The sequence below is a fragment of the Paenibacillus sp. J2R1T-4 genome (assembly GCF_059692235.1).
In genome coordinates this window covers 206,146-226,382 of sequence record NZ_JCAUBA010000005.1, presented here as the reverse complement: position 1 = coordinate 226,382, position 20,237 = coordinate 206,146, and the positions used below count along the sequence as shown (strand labels likewise).

The 20,237-nt window shown below is 45.2% G+C and carries 15 protein-coding genes; 8 read left to right on the top strand and 7 right to left on the bottom strand.

Going from position 1 to position 20,237, the window contains the following annotated elements:
• Window positions 1-39: 39 nt before the first annotated feature.
• Both AC58QD_RS11495 and AC58QD_RS11490 read right to left on the bottom strand, forming a co-directional pair.
• Window positions 40-1,617: an XAC2610-related protein gene (locus tag AC58QD_RS11495; protein ID WP_497333207.1), complete on the bottom strand. Its 1,578-nt coding sequence runs from the start codon at window positions 1,615-1,617 to the stop codon at window positions 40-42.
• Window positions 1,618-1,703: 86 nt separating this feature from the next.
• Window positions 1,704-3,296 carry a stalk domain-containing protein gene (locus tag AC58QD_RS11490; RefSeq protein ID WP_497333205.1) on the bottom strand — a complete coding sequence of 531 codons (1,593 nt, stop codon included), beginning with the start codon at window positions 3,294-3,296 and terminating at the stop codon, window positions 1,704-1,706.
• A gap of 442 nt (window positions 3,297-3,738) precedes the next feature.
• Here AC58QD_RS11490 and AC58QD_RS11485 point away from each other — a divergent pair, with 442 nt between their 5' ends.
• Window positions 3,739-4,341 (top strand): TetR/AcrR family transcriptional regulator, encoded by a 603-nt coding sequence (locus AC58QD_RS11485; protein ID WP_497333203.1) that lies wholly within the window; start codon window positions 3,739-3,741, stop codon window positions 4,339-4,341.
• A gap of 180 nt (window positions 4,342-4,521) precedes the next feature.
• Window positions 4,522-5,265 carry an SDR family oxidoreductase gene (locus AC58QD_RS11480; protein ID WP_497333201.1) on the top strand — a complete coding sequence of 248 codons (744 nt, stop codon included), beginning with the start codon at window positions 4,522-4,524 and terminating at the stop codon, window positions 5,263-5,265.
• Between the two features lie 36 nt (window positions 5,266-5,301).
• Here AC58QD_RS11480 and AC58QD_RS11475 read toward each other — a convergent pair whose 3' ends face one another.
• The 5 genes from AC58QD_RS11475 to AC58QD_RS11455 all read right to left on the bottom strand — a co-directional run bounded on the left by AC58QD_RS11475 (window position 5,302) and on the right by AC58QD_RS11455 (window position 10,480).
• Entirely contained in the window at window positions 5,302-6,099 is a 798-nt protein-coding gene (locus AC58QD_RS11475; protein ID WP_497333199.1) for a DUF2705 family protein, read from the bottom strand.
• A 26-nt stretch (window positions 6,100-6,125) separates the two neighbouring features.
• A complete protein-coding gene (locus tag AC58QD_RS11470) occupies window positions 6,126-6,923 on the bottom strand; it encodes a DUF2705 family protein (RefSeq protein ID WP_497333197.1) in 798 nt (265 codons plus the stop codon).
• Window positions 6,924-6,929: 6 nt separating this feature from the next.
• A complete protein-coding gene (locus AC58QD_RS11465; protein ID WP_497333195.1) occupies window positions 6,930-7,814 on the bottom strand; it encodes an ABC transporter ATP-binding protein in 885 nt (294 codons plus the stop codon).
• A gap of 49 nt (window positions 7,815-7,863) precedes the next feature.
• Window positions 7,864-8,499, bottom strand: a complete 636-nt coding sequence (locus tag AC58QD_RS11460; RefSeq protein WP_497333193.1) for a TetR/AcrR family transcriptional regulator — start codon at window positions 8,497-8,499, stop codon at window positions 7,864-7,866.
• Between the two features lie 574 nt (window positions 8,500-9,073).
• On the bottom strand, window positions 9,074-10,480 hold the full coding sequence (locus AC58QD_RS11455) for an extracellular solute-binding protein (RefSeq protein ID WP_497333191.1): 1,407 nt from the start codon (window positions 10,478-10,480) through the stop codon (window positions 9,074-9,076).
• A 274-nt stretch (window positions 10,481-10,754) separates the two neighbouring features.
• Between AC58QD_RS11455 and AC58QD_RS11450 the strand changes: the two genes are divergently transcribed.
• The 6 genes from AC58QD_RS11450 (at window position 10,755) to AC58QD_RS11425 (ending at window position 20,206) form a co-directional block, all read left to right on the top strand.
• The gene (locus AC58QD_RS11450; protein ID WP_497333427.1) at window positions 10,755-11,753 is read left to right on the top strand and encodes a zinc-dependent alcohol dehydrogenase; all 999 of its coding nucleotides are present in this window, start codon (window positions 10,755-10,757) and stop codon (window positions 11,751-11,753) included.
• A gap of 18 nt (window positions 11,754-11,771) precedes the next feature.
• Entirely contained in the window at window positions 11,772-13,358 is a 1,587-nt protein-coding gene (locus AC58QD_RS11445) for an extracellular solute-binding protein (RefSeq protein ID WP_497333189.1), read from the top strand.
• Window positions 13,359-13,389: 31 nt separating this feature from the next.
• Window positions 13,390-14,340: an ABC transporter permease gene (locus AC58QD_RS11440; protein WP_497333187.1), complete on the top strand. Its 951-nt coding sequence runs from the start codon at window positions 13,390-13,392 to the stop codon at window positions 14,338-14,340.
• A gap of 29 nt (window positions 14,341-14,369) precedes the next feature.
• The gene (locus AC58QD_RS11435) at window positions 14,370-15,245 is read left to right on the top strand and encodes a carbohydrate ABC transporter permease (RefSeq protein WP_497333425.1); all 876 of its coding nucleotides are present in this window, start codon (window positions 14,370-14,372) and stop codon (window positions 15,243-15,245) included.
• A 22-nt stretch (window positions 15,246-15,267) separates the two neighbouring features.
• On the top strand, window positions 15,268-17,262 hold the full coding sequence (locus tag AC58QD_RS11430; protein ID WP_497333185.1) for a DUF6923 family protein: 1,995 nt from the start codon (window positions 15,268-15,270) through the stop codon (window positions 17,260-17,262).
• Window positions 17,263-17,374: 112 nt separating this feature from the next.
• Window positions 17,375-20,206 (top strand): FIMAH domain-containing protein, encoded by a 2,832-nt coding sequence (locus AC58QD_RS11425; RefSeq protein WP_497333183.1) that lies wholly within the window; start codon window positions 17,375-17,377, stop codon window positions 20,204-20,206.
• Window positions 20,207-20,237: the final 31 nt, after the last annotated feature.

The following is a 20,237-nucleotide window of genomic DNA, read 5'->3' as shown; positions in this document are numbered from 1 at the left end:
GGACAGAGGCTCTATTCGCGTTGAGCAACTAGTGAAGGATTAATTTCCTAGAGGCTCCTCGTACTTCCTGATCACAGTAAGTTGTTTGTTTTCCAGTTCTCTCACAGTTACATGCCACACCTTATTTTGAGCATCAGCGACCTTCTCGATTCGTTTGATAAGTGTCGGAATGTTGTTTATGTACCTGTAGGTATTGTCGGAATATAATTCTGCGCTTTCCCGGACAAAGGACTGAATGGTTTGATTATCGTAATCAAAAACGGGAGCGGTAATATGTTCAAGATCACGATATGACATAAATGCGCCTGCTTTTGGATCCCAGTTCCAATAGAAATAAGGGGTATTAGGTCCGGCAGGAGTTCCAGATTGGATTCGGATATCCTGATAACCATCAAAATTCATATCCTCTATAACTAACCCCAATGTCCTTCCACTTAGTGAACGGGTCCGTTTTAAAGGAATTTCTTGTATGAGTTTTCCAGATCCTCCTGCAAGGTAGGTCTCTATTTTATCGGCACTGAAAAAGGTATCACGATTAGGACTTTCAGCTTTGCCGTATACCTTAAACAAATATTCAGGCATGTTAGGATGAATTCTGGATATTTCATGGATAACTATGGAGTCCGATGTCGTATTTATTGGGGCTTGTTCTGTATCCTCCAGGTAACCGATAACTGCATACCCTTGGAAATTTTTACGTATCTCATCCAGTTGAATGTAAAATTTGAGAGCGCCACTTTGTTTCTTGCTCTGCTTATCCATGAACTGATAAGAGATCTCTTGCACGGCGGATAATGTATTCCAGTCTTCGTGGATGGATGAGGCTTTCAAAGTATATTCTGAACCTTGATTCCTTAACTCCGTTATGATCTCCTTCTGCTTCTGAAGAACCGTTTCGTTTTTCGAAAGTTGTTTGATGTTCGTAATATCTAGCGTATTGATAGCTGCTTCCAATAGGTTGGGATAGTTATGAAGAAGCTCCTGGGCATAATATCCATCAGCTTTAACGCTCCCCATTCGTCGATCCATATCCTGCTGGTAGGTCTTCCATTCCTCTAACTGACTCAAAAGAAGTCTTCCATTGCTTTGTTCCACGGTGTAATACCATTGATAATAATTGGTCTTTGGTCCTTTATCCGGGTAATACACCTCTACAGTCTCCAATACCTCTACCTTGTAACGTTCTTTTTCAATGGAATACCCGTATATCTCTGATGATATGAAGCGTTCTTTTATTTTTCGAGAGGATAGATTTGCTACCAGTTCTTTCTGGGAATTATATAATGTGCTATTCGGTAGGAGGAAAGGTTCCACATGAGTGAATGTATTCGTGTCTATAGCTTCGACAAGCTTCTTTTGATAGTTGCTAATCAAATCCTCGATCTGATCGAAAGTGTGGTCAAGTTCACGCTCCGTGAACACAATTCCGTTTAAAGACGGGATATTTGATGTCGTGGTATGAATAGGTGAAGCTGCAATCGGAATAGGGGATGCATCTTCTTTAATTGGTTCGACAAATGATTCGCTAGACTCACACCCAATTGTGAGAGCACTTGTCATAATGAAAGCAATTAAGACTTTTCTCATTTTCCCGAATTTTTCGCTTAACTCATTCAATTGAATCACCTTTCTTGAACTGACGGGCACATGATAGTAATAAATCAAACACACTTTAATAAACAACACATTTCAATACTTACTACTCAATATTGATCAATGTTGATTGATGAGCTGGTGCCATCCCAGGTTACATTCCTACCCAATGCCTCTCCGACGAAACGAAGTGGGACGAATGTTGTATTGTCATCAATCATAGGAGCTTCTATTAACTGCTGTTCTTGTCCGTTTACGAAGGCTGTTTTTTCTCCAATTGTCAACATGATCGAAAGTCCATCTTTTGTTCCAGTTATGGATCGAGAGATAGGATTCCACTCGACCTTAAGACCAAATCTTTCGAATAAGGACCGAAACGGTACTAACACAGTACCCTCATTATTTTTAGGCGCAACTGTCAGTGAAAGGCTATGGTTATCTATATATACTTGAATTTGCTTTTTACCAAAGGAAACAAGACCAATGTCGTAGTTCGTTGAATAAATATTCCCATTCTTCCCAAGAGTGAGATCAACCATTTTGGACCAAAATGCATTCCTAAGAAACACAAATATTTCTTGTCCGTCATTGTTGAGAGCTATAATATTACCGACTCCCGTAGAAAAGTAGACGTTCCCTTCCTTGTCTGTTAAAGGTTGGTCCGAAGAAAAAATTCCATTCGTCTCCGTTTCTCGAGGTGTATACTCCCAGATCATCTCTCCATCACGGTTGATTTTTAGAAACTTTCCACGATTAATTATGTAGTATCCATCCTTACCATCAGTCGGTACACCAGAAGCTTGAATATCGTTCAGATCTTTATTCATCGACAAATCCACTATACTTCCATCAATAGTTTTAATAGCATGTAACCCTGTTTCTGTTAACATATAAAGTTGATCTTTGTCCGATAAATACGGATGAAATCCAGAGAACCTGTTTACGTAGGGTAATGGCTTTGAACGCCATCTCAATGCACCAGAACTATCAAGTGAGATCACTTCTCCAAGTGCAGTGTCTAAGTATAGGCTGCCTTTTGAATCCAAGGATAGGCTCGGGTAATGGTAGCGGGAGTTTTTCAAAATATCTCTTGGTGCAGAAGAGGTTATCGTTTTATTAATCCAATTGATTTCTCCTTTAGCATTACGTGAAACTAGTCCTTCATTCGTGAAAAAAAATAAGTTGCCTTTCGCGTCACCTGCAAACTGGTCATTAAAATCGCTATAAATATTTTGCGATTGCAATTTCCACTTTATATTACCTTCTGGAGATAAGGCGTAAATAGTCGTGAACCCATCCTCTATCAAAGTAGCCGAGCTGTGAGCATATATCGTCCCATCCTGTCCAATCAATAAGTATATAGCGGAGATTTTCAAACCCATGTCCAGTTGAATACTCCATTTTTCTTTTCCATTAGGGAATAAAGCATGAACAACATTATTCAAATCGGAAGTGTACATCACACCTTGCTGATCTTGCGTGAGGTCAAACATTAGGGGGGTGTCCATTTTCCATTTCATTTCATATTGATCAGGGTTGAGAATTTTCGGTTGAGGACGCTTCGGTGGGGCCTCGTTAAATATCCAGTCTAGCTCAAGTCCTTCTTCTTCAGGCAGGTAAGTATTTGATCCTGCGAGTGCAATATATGGGCCAAAAAGACTGAAAATGAGTAATGCGCTAATCCAAATTATATTTTTTCTCATCTGCACGATTTCTCCTTAATTAAAGTAAAACAGAAATGTATCATTTCAAACTCAAAACTCCAATCTCCGATACGTGAACACATTATTAGGCGTTATGCTCATTAATTACATCCTTTAGGTATAGTTTTTTTTATAAACAATTTCACCTGCCGGCCGCGGTTATCGTTTTTGGTTTTTCAGATTTCATAGAGCCATTCATCGAACGTCTTTTTCGCGAACTTCGCGAATCTCCAGCGGTGTATATTATTCTTCAAAACACCCTAAAATTCCTTTAATTGGATGTTCTTCATCGAGTCATCGTGATAATCATGACAAAATATCATTATTGATACTTCATTATTGTTATGATATGGTATGTTGTAAAATTAACAAGAAGGTAGGGAAGACGGGCAGCGAAAATAGACCAACTCACATGTTGGGATTCAACTGCTCTTCGATTAGTATGACAAACGAGCTACCATTAACAAAAGAATCGATCTTGGATGCTGCGGAACAGGTGCTAAGGCGTTATGGTCCAGACAAGACCTCCGTTGTTGATGTAGCCAAAGCTCTTCAAGTCAGCCATGGCACACTTTATCGGCACTTTCCGAGTAAGGCAGCCCTGAGAGAGGCGGTAACCGAGCGATGGCTTTATAGGATTGGCGATCCTCTACAGGAAATTGCCGATCGGACTGACGGAAGCGCCGCTGATCGTTTACGGGTATGGCTCGAGACGCTGATACGAGCCAAGCGGACCTATGTAAAAGATGAGCCTGAGATGTTTGCGATGTATACGACTGTAACATTCGATGCTGTTGATATGATTACAGCACATGTGAACAAATTAATTCATCAGATCGCTCAGATTATTGAAGAAGGAATAACATCCCATGAATTCAAATCCGGTCAATCGGAGGTCATCGCGAAGGCTGTTTTTATAGCCACTTCACGGTTCCACCATCCGGCACATGCCTATGAGTGGACATCAGCAAATATTGAGCACGAATTTGATTCGGTTTGGGAGTTAATTCTTTCGGGAATCTCACATTCCAAACCCAATTCATAAAACTAAAAGAGGCGTTTACTGATAACTATAATTATCAGTGAGCGCCTCTTTCTTATTCTCAAGCTCTAAAATCAAATGACAAAAATACAATATTGTCACTTGTCATTCGTTGTTTGGGCGTTTATAATCAAATCAACAGGTCAGACATACATCGTTAACTAGAACTAGGAGGATTTCATAATGAGGATCAATTTAACAGGTAAAGTGGCATTAGTAACTGGAGCATCTAGAGGGATAGGCCGTGAAATAGCGGAACAGCTCGCTAAGAATGGAGCCAAGGTCATCATTAACTTTTCAAGCAGTCCATCTAAAGCAGAAGAAGTGGTTGGCGTAATCAAACAAAATGGGGGGGAAGCACTGGCTATCCAAGCAGATATCAGCCAAGTCGCTGAAATAGAGATGCTGTTTCAGAAGACTATAGAGGCTTATGGGCAAATCGATATTCTCGTTAATAACGCAGGTATTATGATTACCAAGCCCATTGCTGCGATGACGGAAGAAGACTTCGATAAGCAATTCGCCATCAATGTAAAAGGCACCTACTTTGCTTGCCAGCAAGCGTTTCATCATATGAACCAGAATGGCCGTATTATCAATTTTTCAACTTCGGTTGCGGGGCAGATGTTTCCTACTTACAGTGTGTATGCGGGCACGAAGGGAGCAGTGGAGCAATTTACTCGCCAGTTGGCAAAAGAGCTTGGTCCAAAGGGGATCACGATCAATGCGATTGCACCAGGTCCGATTAACACGGAGCTATTCACAGTTGGGAAAACAGAGGAGCAAATGGAGGGTATTCGCAAAATGAATGCTTTCGGACGTCTAGGAGAACCCAATGATATTGCGAGCGTTGCGTTGTTTTTGGCCAGTGAGGAATCGCAGTGGATTACCGGTCAAACCATTCGTATCAACGGTGGATTTGTGTAATTTATACAAAAAAAAGAGCTAAAAATATTAGCTCTTTTACACATGCAAATCCCGTTTCTTAAAGGATACATAGGTTACGATCGTTAGAGCTGCAATCAGTACCAAAGATAAAAGGACAAAAAGGAAATCAAATCTACCCCCATACATTATATTTTTTGCTTCATAATATTTAAACGGCGTGAGATATTTCAAGTTCTCCATGTTTTCGTTCAGGTCGATCCCAATCGATAAAAGGAACGTTATTAGCAGGATCCCTGCAGAAAGTGACGCAGCCTTTTTGGAATTTTTATATACAGCTGCGATTGCAGTTCCGATAACCAAGAATAGAAGCTGTAAAATTAGCATACCAACCATTACTACAGCGATATCATCATTTACCGGTTCCCCCTTACTGTAGTTTCCTACAAAAAGTACGCTCGAAACCCATGTAACGATATTAAAAGTGAGGATATTCACTAAGGCTCCTAGCATTTTCAAAGTAATAATTTTATTTCTTGATACAGGCTTAACGAATAAAAACTCTGCAGTTTTATCTCGTTCTTCCTTGGCAATAATATTGGCTCCCAGCATGGTTGCATGTATGGTTGCCATCAAGAACAGGTATAGGACGAGCATGCCAAAATAACCGCTAGCCTTGGATAAATCAAAAGAGGCTGTACCAAATATCGTTTGGAAAGATTGCGGCATTCCTGCAAATACTTCATTAATCGATTGTCCATTGGATGCCGTTGCTTCATACTTGGCCATACCGCTTGCAATCAATAGAATAATCCCTATACTCCAAAACATAATAGATTTTCTATATGCTTTAATCTCTCTTAAAAAAATATTCATTTCCGAAACTCTCCTTTCGCTTGCGGTTATACAGCATGAACATCTTTTTTGGTGTAGATTAAGTAGCTGGCTGTGATGGAAACAAGGATGATTCCGATCGCAGCAGCCAAATAGGAAACATCAAAACTGGAATTTTCGATCATATATTTGGTGTCAAAATACTTAAAAGGAGATAAATAACGTTTTGCTCCAGCTCCATCTGATGAAACAACCATTCCGATAACAAAAAAGGCGAATACTGTACCAAGAGACACGGACAAAACTGCTTTTATCTTGGGAAAAACAACGGAAATGATGATTCCTAAGGAAAGAAAAATGAGCTGAACGAATAACAATGAGATTGAAATCATTAAAAATACTTTCTCGCTAAAATCTGCTGTCTTTACTTGAGCTGCCATTATGTTAGCCGCCGCTATATATAGAACATTCGTAATTGCTAATGAAACAACAGCTGCAATTAGCTTAGAAGTCAACACTTTCGTTCGAGTAACAGGCTTCGTTAAAAGAAAGTCAGCTGTTTTTTCACGAACTTCTTTTGAGACAATCGACGTACCCACAATCATGGCTTGAATAGCACCGCAGAGAGTAATATACATAAAAACATACGAATAAAAACCTAGAACCGACCCAAAACTTTCAATTTCAAGCCCGATTGCCTTCCTTACTCCTTCAGGATACCCTTCCAACAGTTTAGAAAATTCTGCAACATCCTTTGACAGGGAAGGAAAGATAGACAAGAAAAAGATAACTATAGCAATTAAGGAACACGTCCATATCATTGTGGATTTCCTATAAGCCTTCAACTCATGCAAAAATATATTCATGACTTATTAGGCCTCCTTCTCATAGTAATGCATAAAGATCTCCTCAAGGTCCGGCTCTTCTATCCAAAGATTTTCGATTTCAATTTCTGCTATTTTTCTCATCACTTGATTTAAGTTGCCTTTAAATAAGAAGCTGGTGGTATTCCCGTTAACAACAATATTGTTCACGCCAGTAATATTGAAGAAATCACGATCTAATGCAGCTGCAGTGTCTATTTTGAATTTTTTGTAATTATTTTCTTTTAAAGTACTGATTTTTTCGACCGTAACGATCTTTCCTTCTTTAATAATCGCAACACGATCACATAATCGCTGAACTTCACTTAATATATGGGAGGAGAATAAAATCGTAGCCCCTTTTTTATTTTCTTCTTCGAGCAATTCGAAAAATTTTTGCTGCATGAGCGGATCAAGTCCGCTTGTGGGTTCATCGAGAATAATAAGCTTTGGACTATGGAGCAACCCTTGGACAATACCCACTTTCTTTTTGTTTCCTAACGAGAGGTCATCAATTTTCTTGGTTAGATCCAGATTCATGATTTCAGCTAACTCTTTTATTCTTTTAGTGCAATCTTTTTTATAAAAGCTGGCTGAGTATTTTAACAGATCCATAACCTTCATATTGTCATAATAGAAAACTTCCGAAGGCAAATAGCCGATTTCTTTTTTGATTTCAGGGGCAAACTCGATGCAGTCTTTTCCGAAAATTTTTGCACTGCCGCTCGTTGGATAAATAAGAGACAATAGTGTTCGGATCGTCGTTGATTTCCCTGCCCCATTTGGTCCGATAAAACCAAAAATTTCTCCCTCTTCAATAGTAAAACTAATATCCGTTATTCCTCTTGATTTGCCATAGGTCTTTGTCAGTTTATTAATTTCGATCGCATTCATTAGAGAGCCTCCCTATATTCATATAGATTCATTAATCGAGACTTCCGAATTACTCTTTATAGAACACTTTTTTCAATATTTCTAAATAAGATTCCATTCCTGCTGCGATCTCTTCCATATTAATTTGGTCCGCCGGGGTTGAGTTGAATAAATCCCGATATTGATTCCCGAATCCTTCAAGGGACCAATAAATGATATTTATGGATTTTTGTATATCGATTCCTTCTTTGAATTTTGAAACATCGACATGATTCAGATCACCAAATAGTTTAGAGTAGATGTCAGCGACTACTTCTTTATTAAACTTTTCAGTCGCCGTTTTTATTTCAGGAGAGTCTTCAAGAAATGTACGTTGAAAAAAATTAAACATGTCAGGATACTGTTGTAATATCCCGATTTTGATATAAGCTATTTGCTTATATTTAATGAAAATGTCGCGTTCCTCCCAATCCATTTTTGAATAAATCTTATCAGTCAAAACTTGGACTAGATGGTTGAACGAGTATAAATACAATTCCTGTTTGTTTGTGAAATAGTGGAATAATAACCCTTTTGAAATTCCAGCTTCTTTTACAATCTCATTGGTTGAAGCATTCTTATATCCTTTTTGTGCGAATTCTTTAATCGCTGCATTCAAAATAACATCTTGCTTCACTGGGTCGAGGTTCAGAAATTTGGAAAACATTATGTTATCCTCCGTTAAATATTTGTGTTGACCACTCTGGTCAATTTCATTTTAACTCCGTTGACCATTGTGGTCAATATGGAATTGGAAATAAAATACGCAACGCTTGGGTTTCTGAGCGTTGCGCGTTTTGTTTATGCTTGCAATTTAGGATGACACTGAATTTCCAGATTAGCCATGTTACTACTGGCTATTTGGGCCGTTTCATCACTCAGGCACTAATTAGCCAATCTGACTATCCCTTATTTCCGCATTATAAAGCGATTCTTCTCAGAACCAGTCCAATAACCAGTAGTAAAACTTGCTATTCCAGAAAAAACTGTCTTCTCCGCACAAATAACCTATAGTAGCAGTGGCTATCGATCTCAATAGGACCTAAGAAGTAACGAAAAAAAAGTAAATTATTCGAAACTAGATGGATGGTGAGTACGTCTTTTTGTTAGGAGGGATGTTATGAAAAAATTGTTGTTTCTATTTGTAAAAACCTGAAGAAGTAACTCGTTCCTGTTATTTCCGAACAAGCTGACAAAAAGACTACTGAGCACGACTCACGTCTCAGTAGTCTTTTTCGTCCTTATCCGACTGGTTCAGCGGCAAGCGCCGCCTCCAGACTTTGGCAACAGGTGTCCAAATCGGTGACGCCAGCCCAATACAGCTTCAACTCTCCGCGCATCTTCTTGAGAACATCGCCGTTTAATCCCATGTCGGAATGAAGCAGAAAGGTTCGGATAATTTCCCGGTACAGAGGGAATCGAGAAGGCTCGGAAGGGAGAGGGGGGTTGTCCGAATCCGTCCCCCGTTCGGCTGCTTTTCTCAAGGCCGGAATACTCAAAGTTTCACGCCTGATCAGGGATTGGTAATCCATAGAGGCCAGCTCGTAAACAAGAGCCTTTGCCGCTTCCCTTTGAGGGGACTTAGATGACACTGCCAAGCCGATCACCAGATTTAACGTATGAGCGGATTGGAGGGCGGGCAGTGGCGCGATATCGAAACGGAACGGTGCGTCTTGAAATATATTCAGCCCGAAATAAGTGGTCATGATCATCGTTATTTTCCCGTTGCGGAACAACTCTTCCGCTTCAACGTCGCTTTGGGATAAAAATGAAGTTAAGCCTTGTCCGAACAAAATATGTCGGCTCATGCGGATCGCTTCGCGGACGGCAGGACTGGTAAAGCTAAGCCTCCCCGTTTTCTTGTCGACAAGGGGTTCTCCACTTTGCAGTAAAAAGATCGGCCAGCGATTGTCGGATAAGGCGTGATAATAGAAGCCGACCCGATTGTTGTCTCGGGTAATATCGCTAGCGACACGCAACAAATCATCCCAAGTCCAGCTGCTGTCCGGCTCCGGCAAATCGTATTCCTCAAAATGATCCTTATTGTAAGCAAGCACGACAGGAGAAAAGGCAAAGGGCATGGCATGCAGGCGTCCCTCGTGTTGAAAAGCTGGTAATAGAAACGGATAAATGTCCGGGATCGGCTCAAGTGGTTCCAGAAAATCCAATAATCCGTCCGATTCCTGAATCTCTCCGAAGCTTTGATGGTTGAACATCGCCACATCGATCAACCCTGAATCCAAGTAATGCTGCATCAGGTGCAAATCGTCGAATTTGAATGGAATCGGGATCAGCTCCACGCGGATATTCGGGTTGCGCTTGTGAAAAAGCTCTACAAGCGTTCTTAAACCTGCCTGCTCGCTCATAGACGGATAAAAACCGAAACGCAATATGCATTCAGGCTCAGGGCCGGGCTTACTTACCTTGTTGCCGATGCGAGGGATCTTCTGAACATAGCCCTGCTCGACCAATACGTCCAAGCATTTACGTATAGAATGCTTGCTGATGTCGTACTGCTCGGCAAGCTCCAATTCGGAGGGCAAAAAGTCCCCGCTATTCAACTTTCCTGTTTCTATGTCGTTTCGGATACTCGAGATCATATCTTCTAATTTGGTTCGAAGCACAGACTGCTTCGTTTTTCTACTCATCCTGAATCCTCCTGAGCCTAATGTGATCAAAATGAGCTTAACAGTGCACATCTGATACGAATCTGATTGGACTTAGTGCTATAAAACTATAACGCTCATATGCTTAGTATAAAACAAGAAAAGACGTTTGTCACTAAAATAAGGATTGACAGCGCTTCCTAAGCACCGATATAATTCAACCAGATACATATCACAAACGCACACTTAAGCAATGATGTTCGAATTAATCTGTTTGTGGTTGATTTATTCTAAGGGGGAAAGCCATTTGAATGTAGTGGTAGCAAAAGGAGGATTGATCCAAACCAGCAATGAGCCGAAGCCACAGCCGAAGCCGAATCATGTGTTGATCCGCACGGTATGCTCCGCAATCAGTCCTGGAACGGAGCTTATGATCGCTCGGCGGCCGAATGAAAAAGCAGTTGCATTAGGCTACAGTGCGGCTGGGTACGTCGTAAATGCAGATCCCGATTGTGGCGGATTGAGGGTAGGGCAGCGAGTCGCCTGTTATGGCGGACCATACGTTCGTCATGCCGAATGGCTCTTAGTGCCGCGTAACTTGGTTGTGCCAATCCCCGACTCCGTGAGTTTTGAGGAGGCTTCGTTCGTCGGACTCGGCGCGATCGCTATTCACGCATTGCGCAAAGCCTCACTTCAGTTCGGGGAAACCATTGTGGTAGTCGGACTAGGCATTATCGGTCAACTGGTAAGTCAAATTGCACATGCAGCTTCATACAGGGTTATCGCTTACGATGTCTTGACGCAACGGAGAAATCAGCTGCAGAAGCTAATTCCGGACGGCACGATTGTGGACAGCATGGAGGAGCTAAGCGACGCAGTGCAATTGGAATCTAAAGGCGCAGGCGTCGATGCTGTTCTGCTCTGTGCAAACGCTTCCGATGGGAGTCTGATCGACCAAGCGCTGCGCTGGGTTAAAGAACGAGGTCAAGTCGTTGTCGTCGGAGACATGAAGATGGATTTCAATCGGGGTCTCATGTTCATTAAGGAAGCGAATTTGACAGTATCCAAAGCGGGCGGCCCCGGCCGAGGGGATCCCACATATGAGAGAGACGGCCATGATTACCCGATCAACTTCGTACGGTGGACGGAGGGGCGCAACATGGAGGAGTATATGCGATTGCTGGAACGCAAGCTGATCCGTGTTGGTCCGCTGATTTCCGATCAAGTTTCATTCGAGCAGGTATTAGATGTGTACGAAAGGTACAAAACGAGGCCGGAGCACACATTAGGGATGGTTATCCGGTACGATACTTAAACAATGAGGAGGCTTACTATGAGATATCGAAAGCTAGCAATCGTGTTGACTGCCGGGATGGTGCTTACAACTGCATGTTCTTCCCAAAGCGGATCGAATACTAATACTAATGACCCAACACCAACCAAGACGCCTGCACCGAACGAGAAAGATCGTAAGATTACGATAAAAGCCATGAAATTCGGCTTCGGAGAGCTGCCGCCGAACGATGCACCAGGTGTCAAGCTGATCAACGATCGATATAACGTCGATTATCAAATCAATCAGGTGCCGCAAGCCAGCTATGGCGAGAAATTGAGCGCAGTTCTGGCGTCCGGATCGATTCCGGATATGATCGCATTCGAGGCTCCTGATTTAACGAACCGATATGCAAAATTCGCCAAGCAGAAAGCATTTTTGCCGTTGGATGACTACATAAAGAAGTATCCGTCTTTGTCTGCCGTTCCGGATTTCGTATGGGATCAATTCAGGGTGGACGGTAAAATTTATGCGATTCCGAAATATTATCCAAGATTCGGTTTCTTGCCAATGATCCGGCAGGACTGGCTGGACAATCTGGGCTTGAAAGTGCCTACAAACTATGAGGAACTCAAAAAAGTAGCCATAGCGTTTACAAAGGACGATCCCGATAAAAACGGAAAAAATGACACGTACGGCATCGCACTCGGCAAAGATATCAACCCGAACTACAACCTTGGCGCTTATTGGGACCCTGCCGCTTGGTATCATAAAAATGAAAAGGGTGAGTTCATCCCAGGCATTATCTCACCTGCAAGAAAAGAACAGGTTCAATGGTTCGCCGATTTGTACAAACAAAACGCGATCACGCGCGACTTCGCCACTATCGATTGGAATGCCACGAATAAGGAGTTTTATTCCGGCCAAGCAGGTATTTTTATTGGAACTCCGCGCGGGATGATACAGGCTAACTCGGACAGTCTTGTGAAAATTGATCCGAAGGCGAAGTTCACATTCATGGCTCCGGCGGTCGCTCCCGACAGCTCGAAGGGGCTTGCGTCGAGCAGCGGGTACTCCGGATTTATGACGATTTCGGCAGAAGCCGGGAAAGATCCAGAGAAAGTGCGCCGCATCTTGGAAATGACGGAGGCTCCTCGTACGATCATCGCGCCGGATAAATCGAATCCGGACAACAAAGATTTCGATTGGCTGATGGGCGGACTCGGTGTTGGCTATGACATGGTGAACGGTGCGGCAGTTTCCAAGGCGAATGCCTTAAAGGACGGCCTCCGTCCCACATCCTATCTGCTGGATGATGTTTCCTGGCCGAAGAAGGAATCCGACAAAATTTATAAATACTCCAATCCTGTTCTGGACGCCGTCGTTCAGGAAATGGTTAAACTGCACGGAGAAAGCAAGTTTTACGGTTCACCGCACTATTCCGTTGCTTCACCGACACAAGTTGAGAAGGGCGCGGAGCTGAACAAATTCATTCTTGATGAGCAAACCAAAATGATTGCCGGACAACGGCCGATTTCGGATTGGGATACTGTGGTCAAGGAATGGATGGCCAAGGGTGGAGCCCAATGGATCCAAGAAGTGAACGCAGGTACGAAACTCAAAGATCCAAAAACGGCTTGGGAATAAGAGCTGCACATAAACACTGGGAGGAACTTCGATGAATCTACGTCCCGTTCCAGCCGAACAAGGGGCTTCCTTACGGAAGCCCCGGATCGGCCGCCTCCTATGGCGAAAGCGGTATGCATACTTACTTATCTTGCCTGGACTTCTTTATTTTATCGTTTACCGATACGTTCCGATGCTCGGCTCCATAATCGCTTTCCAGGATTACAGTCCGTTCCTTGGCTTTACCGGAAGCGAATGGGTCGGTTTGAAGCATTTCGCTAAAATTTTTGATAATGCTGAGATATTGCGCGTTCTATGGAACACATTAGCGCTGTCATTTCTGCAGATTGTATTTGCCTTTCCGGCGCCGATCTTATTGGCGCTTATGCTTAATGAGGTGAGGAGCAAGCCCTATAAAAGCTTGATCCAATCGATCGTTTATTTGCCCCATTTCTTATCCTGGGTTATCGTGGTGGGAATATTCACGATTTTTTTGCGGGGCAGTGGTCTTGTCAATACGATATTGAAAGTCAAATTCGGTCTCCCTCCAATTGACTTCTTGACGATTACGGATTTTTTCCGCCCTCTAATCGTGTTGCAAGTGATATGGAAAGAAGCAGGCTGGGGGACGATTATTTTCCTCGCTGCTTTGTCGGGTATTAACCCGAGCCTATACGAAGCTGCCGTTATGGACGGCGCAAACCGTTGGAGGCAAATGTGGCATATCACGCTTCCAGGCATTCGGAGCACAATCATCATTTTGCTGATTTTGCGACTAGGCCATGTTCTGGACAGCGGCTTTGAACAAATATTTTTGATGCTGAACTCGTTCAATATGGACATTGGGAATGTTTTGGACACTTATGTGTTTTTTAAGGGGATCAATCAATCGGATTACAGCTTTGCAACAGCGGTCGGTTTATTTAAAGGGCTTATCGGCCTATTGCTCGTTATGGGAGCGAACCGGTTGGCCAAAAAGTTCGGGGAGGAGGGCATCTACTGATGGAAACGTCGACGGGCAAAAAAGACGGAATGGGACGCAGCAGGCTATCAAGCCTGGCGTTTGACCTCCCGAACGTATTGCTGTTAGGCATCATCGCCCTTATGATGCTGCTGCCATTTCTGTACATTTTCGCCGTATCTTTTTCGAGCTATCACGAATTTATGTCGAGCGACCTCCTATTGTGGCCGAAGGAATGGGTATTGGATGCGTATCGGTATATTTTCGATTCCAAATCATTCGTCCGGTCTTTGGGAGTGACCGCTTACGTCACGATCATGGGAACCTTGGTGAATTTAATTTTCACTTCAGCAATGGCCTACGGTTTAACACGTAAATTAATGGGGCAATCATTTATCTTATTCTTGGTATTGTTTACCGTATTGTTCTCGGCGGGAATGATTCCCACTTACCTGATCGTCAAGGAGACAATGCTGCTGGATAGCCTTTGGGCGCTCATCATACCGGCAGCGATTGCACCGTTCAATCTGATTGTGATGCGCCAATTTTTCCTTAGCATTCCTGAGGAATTGAACGAGGCGGCCATGATTGACGGGGCGAATGAGCTGCAGACGTTCATTCGAATTATTTTGCCGCTTTCGAAGCCGGCAATGGCCACGTTCTGCCTGTTTTATGCGGTCGGACATTGGAACAACTATTTTGCTGGAATTTTATACTTGAACGATCCAACGAAGTGGCCGATTCAGGTCATATTGAGGCAAATTGTCGTGCTTAACGATCCTATGAATTCGCTTGGAGCGGCCGAGCTGATGTCGGAGAATCCACCGCCGCCCGAAACGATCCAGATGGCCGCTATATTGGTAGCAACGATGCCGATTCTGATTGTGTATCCGTTTCTGCAAAAGCATTTCGCAAAAGGTGTCATGATCGGATCCATTAAAGGATAAATCCATACCACGGAGGAAGCGAATGACCCTCAAAGAAGAGCAAATTCAAAGGATTGCCAATAGTCGAGGAAGCAGTGTCGACCTGGGGATTCCGATCCGCAATGCGACTGCGCATGCATCGGCCTTCAGCAAGACAAATGATGGAAGAGATGCACTCTACGTTGTGTTGGATGGGGCATCGGGTGAGGACGCCCGACTGACTAAGGTAGATCTGGACAGAGAGCAAACGGTGCGGACGATGCGTCTTCCGGGTGCAGTAGGAGCATTTACTGCCGGAACGGCTTCGGACGGAAGCATCTACGTCGCCTCCTACAACCGCGGCGGTGTTTACCGTTTCACCCCATGGGACGGCGAGCTGGAGAGTCTAGGCAAGCCTACGCCTGAGACCTCGTTCGGTTACGCCCTTACAGCTGGCCCGGACGGAGAGATGTACGCCGGAACTTATCCGGGATGTGTGTTCTACAAGTTCAAGCCGGGTGAAGGCTTTCAGACGATCGGCCCAATGCCGTTCGAAGCCGGGGAATCCTACGTGCGTTCACTCGCGCATACCGAATGCGGACGGTACAGCTATGTCGGTATCGGCTCGCATGCTCGCCTGAAACGCTATGACCACAAGACCGGGGTTATCAAGGAGCAGCTGCTTCCGGAGCAATACTGGAATGACGAGTTTGTATACACCGCCAATTTGGAAGGAGGGAAGCTTTTTATACGATTGCATCCGTCTAACACCTTGCTAGTGTTCGCTTTAGAGCGGCAGGCGGACGGAGAGGTGACCGAGCATTTCGTAAAGGAAATATCCGGAATCGGCAGTATGGGCGTTTCTCCGGAGCATGAAGGATCGGTTTACTTCACTATAGCTGGCATTCTGCACCGTTACGAGCTTGCAACAGACACGTTGGAATCACTTGAGATCAATACGGGAATTGCGCCGCTTGGATTTGGCTTCGCGGAGCTTGAGGATCTAGCCGCTTATCCAGGCAAAACGCTGATCGGAGCCGGCAGTCGGATGGGGAAAACAACAATCTTTAAGTACAACCCGTCTCGTAACAGCTATTCCGCATTTGATCTCGATGTAGAGGGGGCACCGACCGATCTGCAGTGCGTTGTCACCGGTTCCGACGGCAAAATTTATACCGGAGCTTTTCTTGTCGGCGGCACGTCCGTCTTCGATCCAGAAACAGAGCAGTATACGGAATACAAAGGCGTAGGTCAAACCGAAAACATCGCTGAGCTTGGCGGGAAGATGTACTTCTCCGTCTACCCGCTCGCCAAGTTGTTCGAATACGATCCTTCCCAACCATGGGACTTGCCAACCGGCGGGAGCAATCCTAAGCTTCTGTTCGACCATGCCGAATATGAGCAGGATCGTCCGTATGGCCTTGCCGTTGGGGAAGGCAAGCTGTTCTTAGGCACGATTTGCGGATACGGGAAACTCGGCGGAGCTATTCTGACCTACGATCCAGCGACTGGGGAGAGGCGGGCGCACCGGAATCCGCTTCCCAATTTAAGCATCATAGCGCTGCTGTACCGGGATGGTCTTCTCTACGGAGGCACTACGGTATACGGTGGTCTTGGCATATCGCCCGATCCGAACACGGAAGCGGAGCTACTAGTATATGACATCGCGCTGCGTGAGGCAAAGGGCATCCCGTTTCCGGTTCGTGGATTGAAAGCCTTAACCGCTATCGTATTTGATAAGAATGGTCTGTTGTGGGGCATGGCGGAAGGTTACTTATTCTCTTATAATCCCGCTTTTGAATCCTTCGTCACCTTCGAAAGGCTCTTTCCGGAAGTCGATAACAGCAAGAAGGCGGTTTGGAGAGACGCAGCGCTGTTGTTCGGCAAGGATGGGGCTTTGTATGGAACGATCCATGATCGTTATTTGTTCCGGTATGAGCCGGATACAAGTCAATGTACACTGCTAGTGGCTGATGGAGCCAAATTTCTAGCGCAGGACAGACTGGGGCGATTGTACTACTCGGATTCCAAGACGCGGCTACACCGCTACACCTTCTAGGATTGCAATAATTCATTAGATCGTAAATCGAAAATGAAGCCCACGGAGAGTAAGCGGAAAAATCTCATAGCATCATGTCACTTTCTGGGGTAAAAAAGGGAGAGTGAAATTAATGATAAAAGGATTGTCTAGGTTAATCAAAATGTTGGCGGCAGTGATCCTGTGTGCTGGACTCGGATGGGGAAGCTTGAGTGCGGGTTATGCGCAAGCGGACAGCAGCTCGGCAGGTTCGTACGAAAATTTGGGGACGGCTATCAAGCGAGTTGTCGCGGTAGCGGGCACGCCTTTCAAGGATGCCACTGGCCGATCGTATATAAGTGGGAGCGTGAACGGCTCTCCTGCCCAGTTAGCCGTGTTGGACGCTCTTACCCTTGACGTGGTGAAGGTGCTCGAAATCCCGAATACGACCTCAGTCGTTGCCGTGCTAACCGGCAATGACGGCAATGTATATATAGGTACGACGGGGAAAGGCGAGCTGTATCGCTACGTCCCCGGATCGGATCAGGTAGAGTTGATCGGGAAGCCGATCGCCTCTGAGACACACATCTACGATTTGACGAACGGTCCAGATGGAAAAATTTATGGCGGTACATATCCAGGAGGCAAACTGTTTGAGTACGATACAGTCACGGGGGCATTCCGGAACCTGGGCACACCAGTTCCGGGGGAGAAATATGCCCGTCAGGTGCTTTACGATGCAAACCGTGACATCCTGATAGTCGGTACGGGTGCGAATGCACGGCTTGTAGAAGTTAACCTTCAAACGGGCTCGGTTTCCGCGAACCTACTGCCGGACAGTCTAAAAGTGGAGGAATACCCGAACAGCATCGATTTGATTGGCGGCAAGCTTTTCATCCAGATGAACAAGACGTCGACTATGATAATCATGGATTTGGCTACACATACAATCGAAACACAGGTGCTCAAAGCATCTGCCAATACGCTTGCTTCACCTGCAGGGGACAAAGCTTACATGTTCGTGCCGGGTGACGCTCACTTGTATTCGTACACAATCAGCGAGAAGAAGCTGGAGAAAGTGATCCGTCTTGGCGGATATAACGGTTGGAAATCCGCTTCTATTATAAATGGAGCTGGCACGGGCAGCGGTTCTCCCGATATTCTATCCTCCTGGATGGGCTACAATGCTGCTCTAACCTATGACTTGTCGACGGGAACGATTCGCAGCAAAACGGTTGACGTTCCCGGGCAACCGATTGAAATTCGCTCTCTCGGCCAAGGTCCGGACGGCAATATCTATGTGTCGGGTACGCAAGGTGGAACCGGAATCTACAATCCGAACACGGGCGGCATCGAGATGCGCACATCGGGTATTAGTCAAGCGGAAGGCATGACGTTCCTGGGGTCTACGATGTACTTCGGGATATATCCGCAAGCGCGGTTGAGTGCTCTTGATACAAGCAAGCCTTGGGCTCCTAAGGAAGTCGCCAAGCTGCCGGCCGATAGCCTGCAGGACCGGCCTTTCGGGATGGCTGTATCAGAGGAGTTTGGCAAAGTGTTCATGGGGACCGTCCCTCAATATGGACAGTTGGGCGGCGCCTTCGCTGTATATAATCCGGCGGATTCTTCGATCCAGACTTATCGCAATCTCGTGCAAGACCAGAGCATTATCACCTTGATACAGAAAGACGGCAAGATCTACGGTGGTACCTCCATTTGGGGAGCTTACGGTGCTCCTGCTCCGACCCAAACCGAAGGCAAGCTGTTTGTATGGGACATTGCGAGCGGTGTCAAGGAACTGGAGCTTACACCTGTTCCCGACAAGGAAGCGGTCACATCATTAATTATCGGTCCGGACGGCAACATTTGGGGCTTTGACGAGGGATGGCTGTTTGTATTCGATCCTGTGAGCAAGCAAGTCATCCACCAATCCGAAATTTTCCCTGTCTCTTACGCGGGAACATTGTGGTCGGATGCCTTTATGCTGACTGGCAAAGACGGCAACGTCTATGGAACCGCTAGAGGCGTATTTTTCCGCATCGATGGAGCTTCGAAACAAGTGACCATTCTGGATCGCGAGAAGGGTTTTGACAATCTGACACAGGATGATTACGGTCATTTGTACATGCGTTCTTCGTTGGAAGGCCGCAAGCATGAATTATGGCGCTATACAGACCCGTCGCTCGTATCACTCCCGACTGGGGCTCAGCTTAGCGCGGACAGGACCGAATTAAAGCGGGCCGAGTCCTCTTCGATCAAAGTAGACCGTCTGCGTTTAGCGGACGGAACGTTTACTCGCAATGTGACCGGACTGTCTGTCCAGTATACGAGCAGCCGTCCCGATGTAGTGACAATCGCTAATGGAAAGGTGAACGCTGTTGGTGTGGGTACAGCCGAAGTTCGTGCTGCTATTCAGCTTGGATCGACCGTAATCCAATCGGATCCCATGGTGTTCCGGGTGAGTGAGCTGCCCTTGTCATCCGTTTCACTGACCGTATATTCGACCGAGCTGCACCGTGGCGATACAGCAGCTATTCACATTAATGCGGGAGCCATTGACGGAGCAACAGCCGACTTAACAGGGGCTCAAATCGAGATCGTCAGCTCTCAGCCAAGTGTGGTTGCAGCCGAAAGCAGCCTGCTGCGAGCCTTTAATCCCGGCACCGCCGAAGTGTTCGTCCGTGTTACGCTGAACGGTCAAACGATGCAATCGACACCCGTTGCAATCCGGGTTACGAGCACTTACGAGTCTGTTGCATCTCTGTTAGACACTTACGAAGCAAGCGGCCAACTGCAGCATCCGCTTGCGATGCAGCTGCGCAATTCGTTGGATCAGGCGGCGCACCACAGGTCTGCAGGGCGGCTTGATCAAGAGGCCCATCATTTGAACAAAGCGTTGGAGCATCTAAGCATGAAGGCAGCCGATGCAACTGAAGCGGCGAGAAAAGCCTTAGAAGCAGATATAGCGGCAATGCTCGCAATATAGAAGGAAACTAGAGATATAGAGGTGGAGGAGA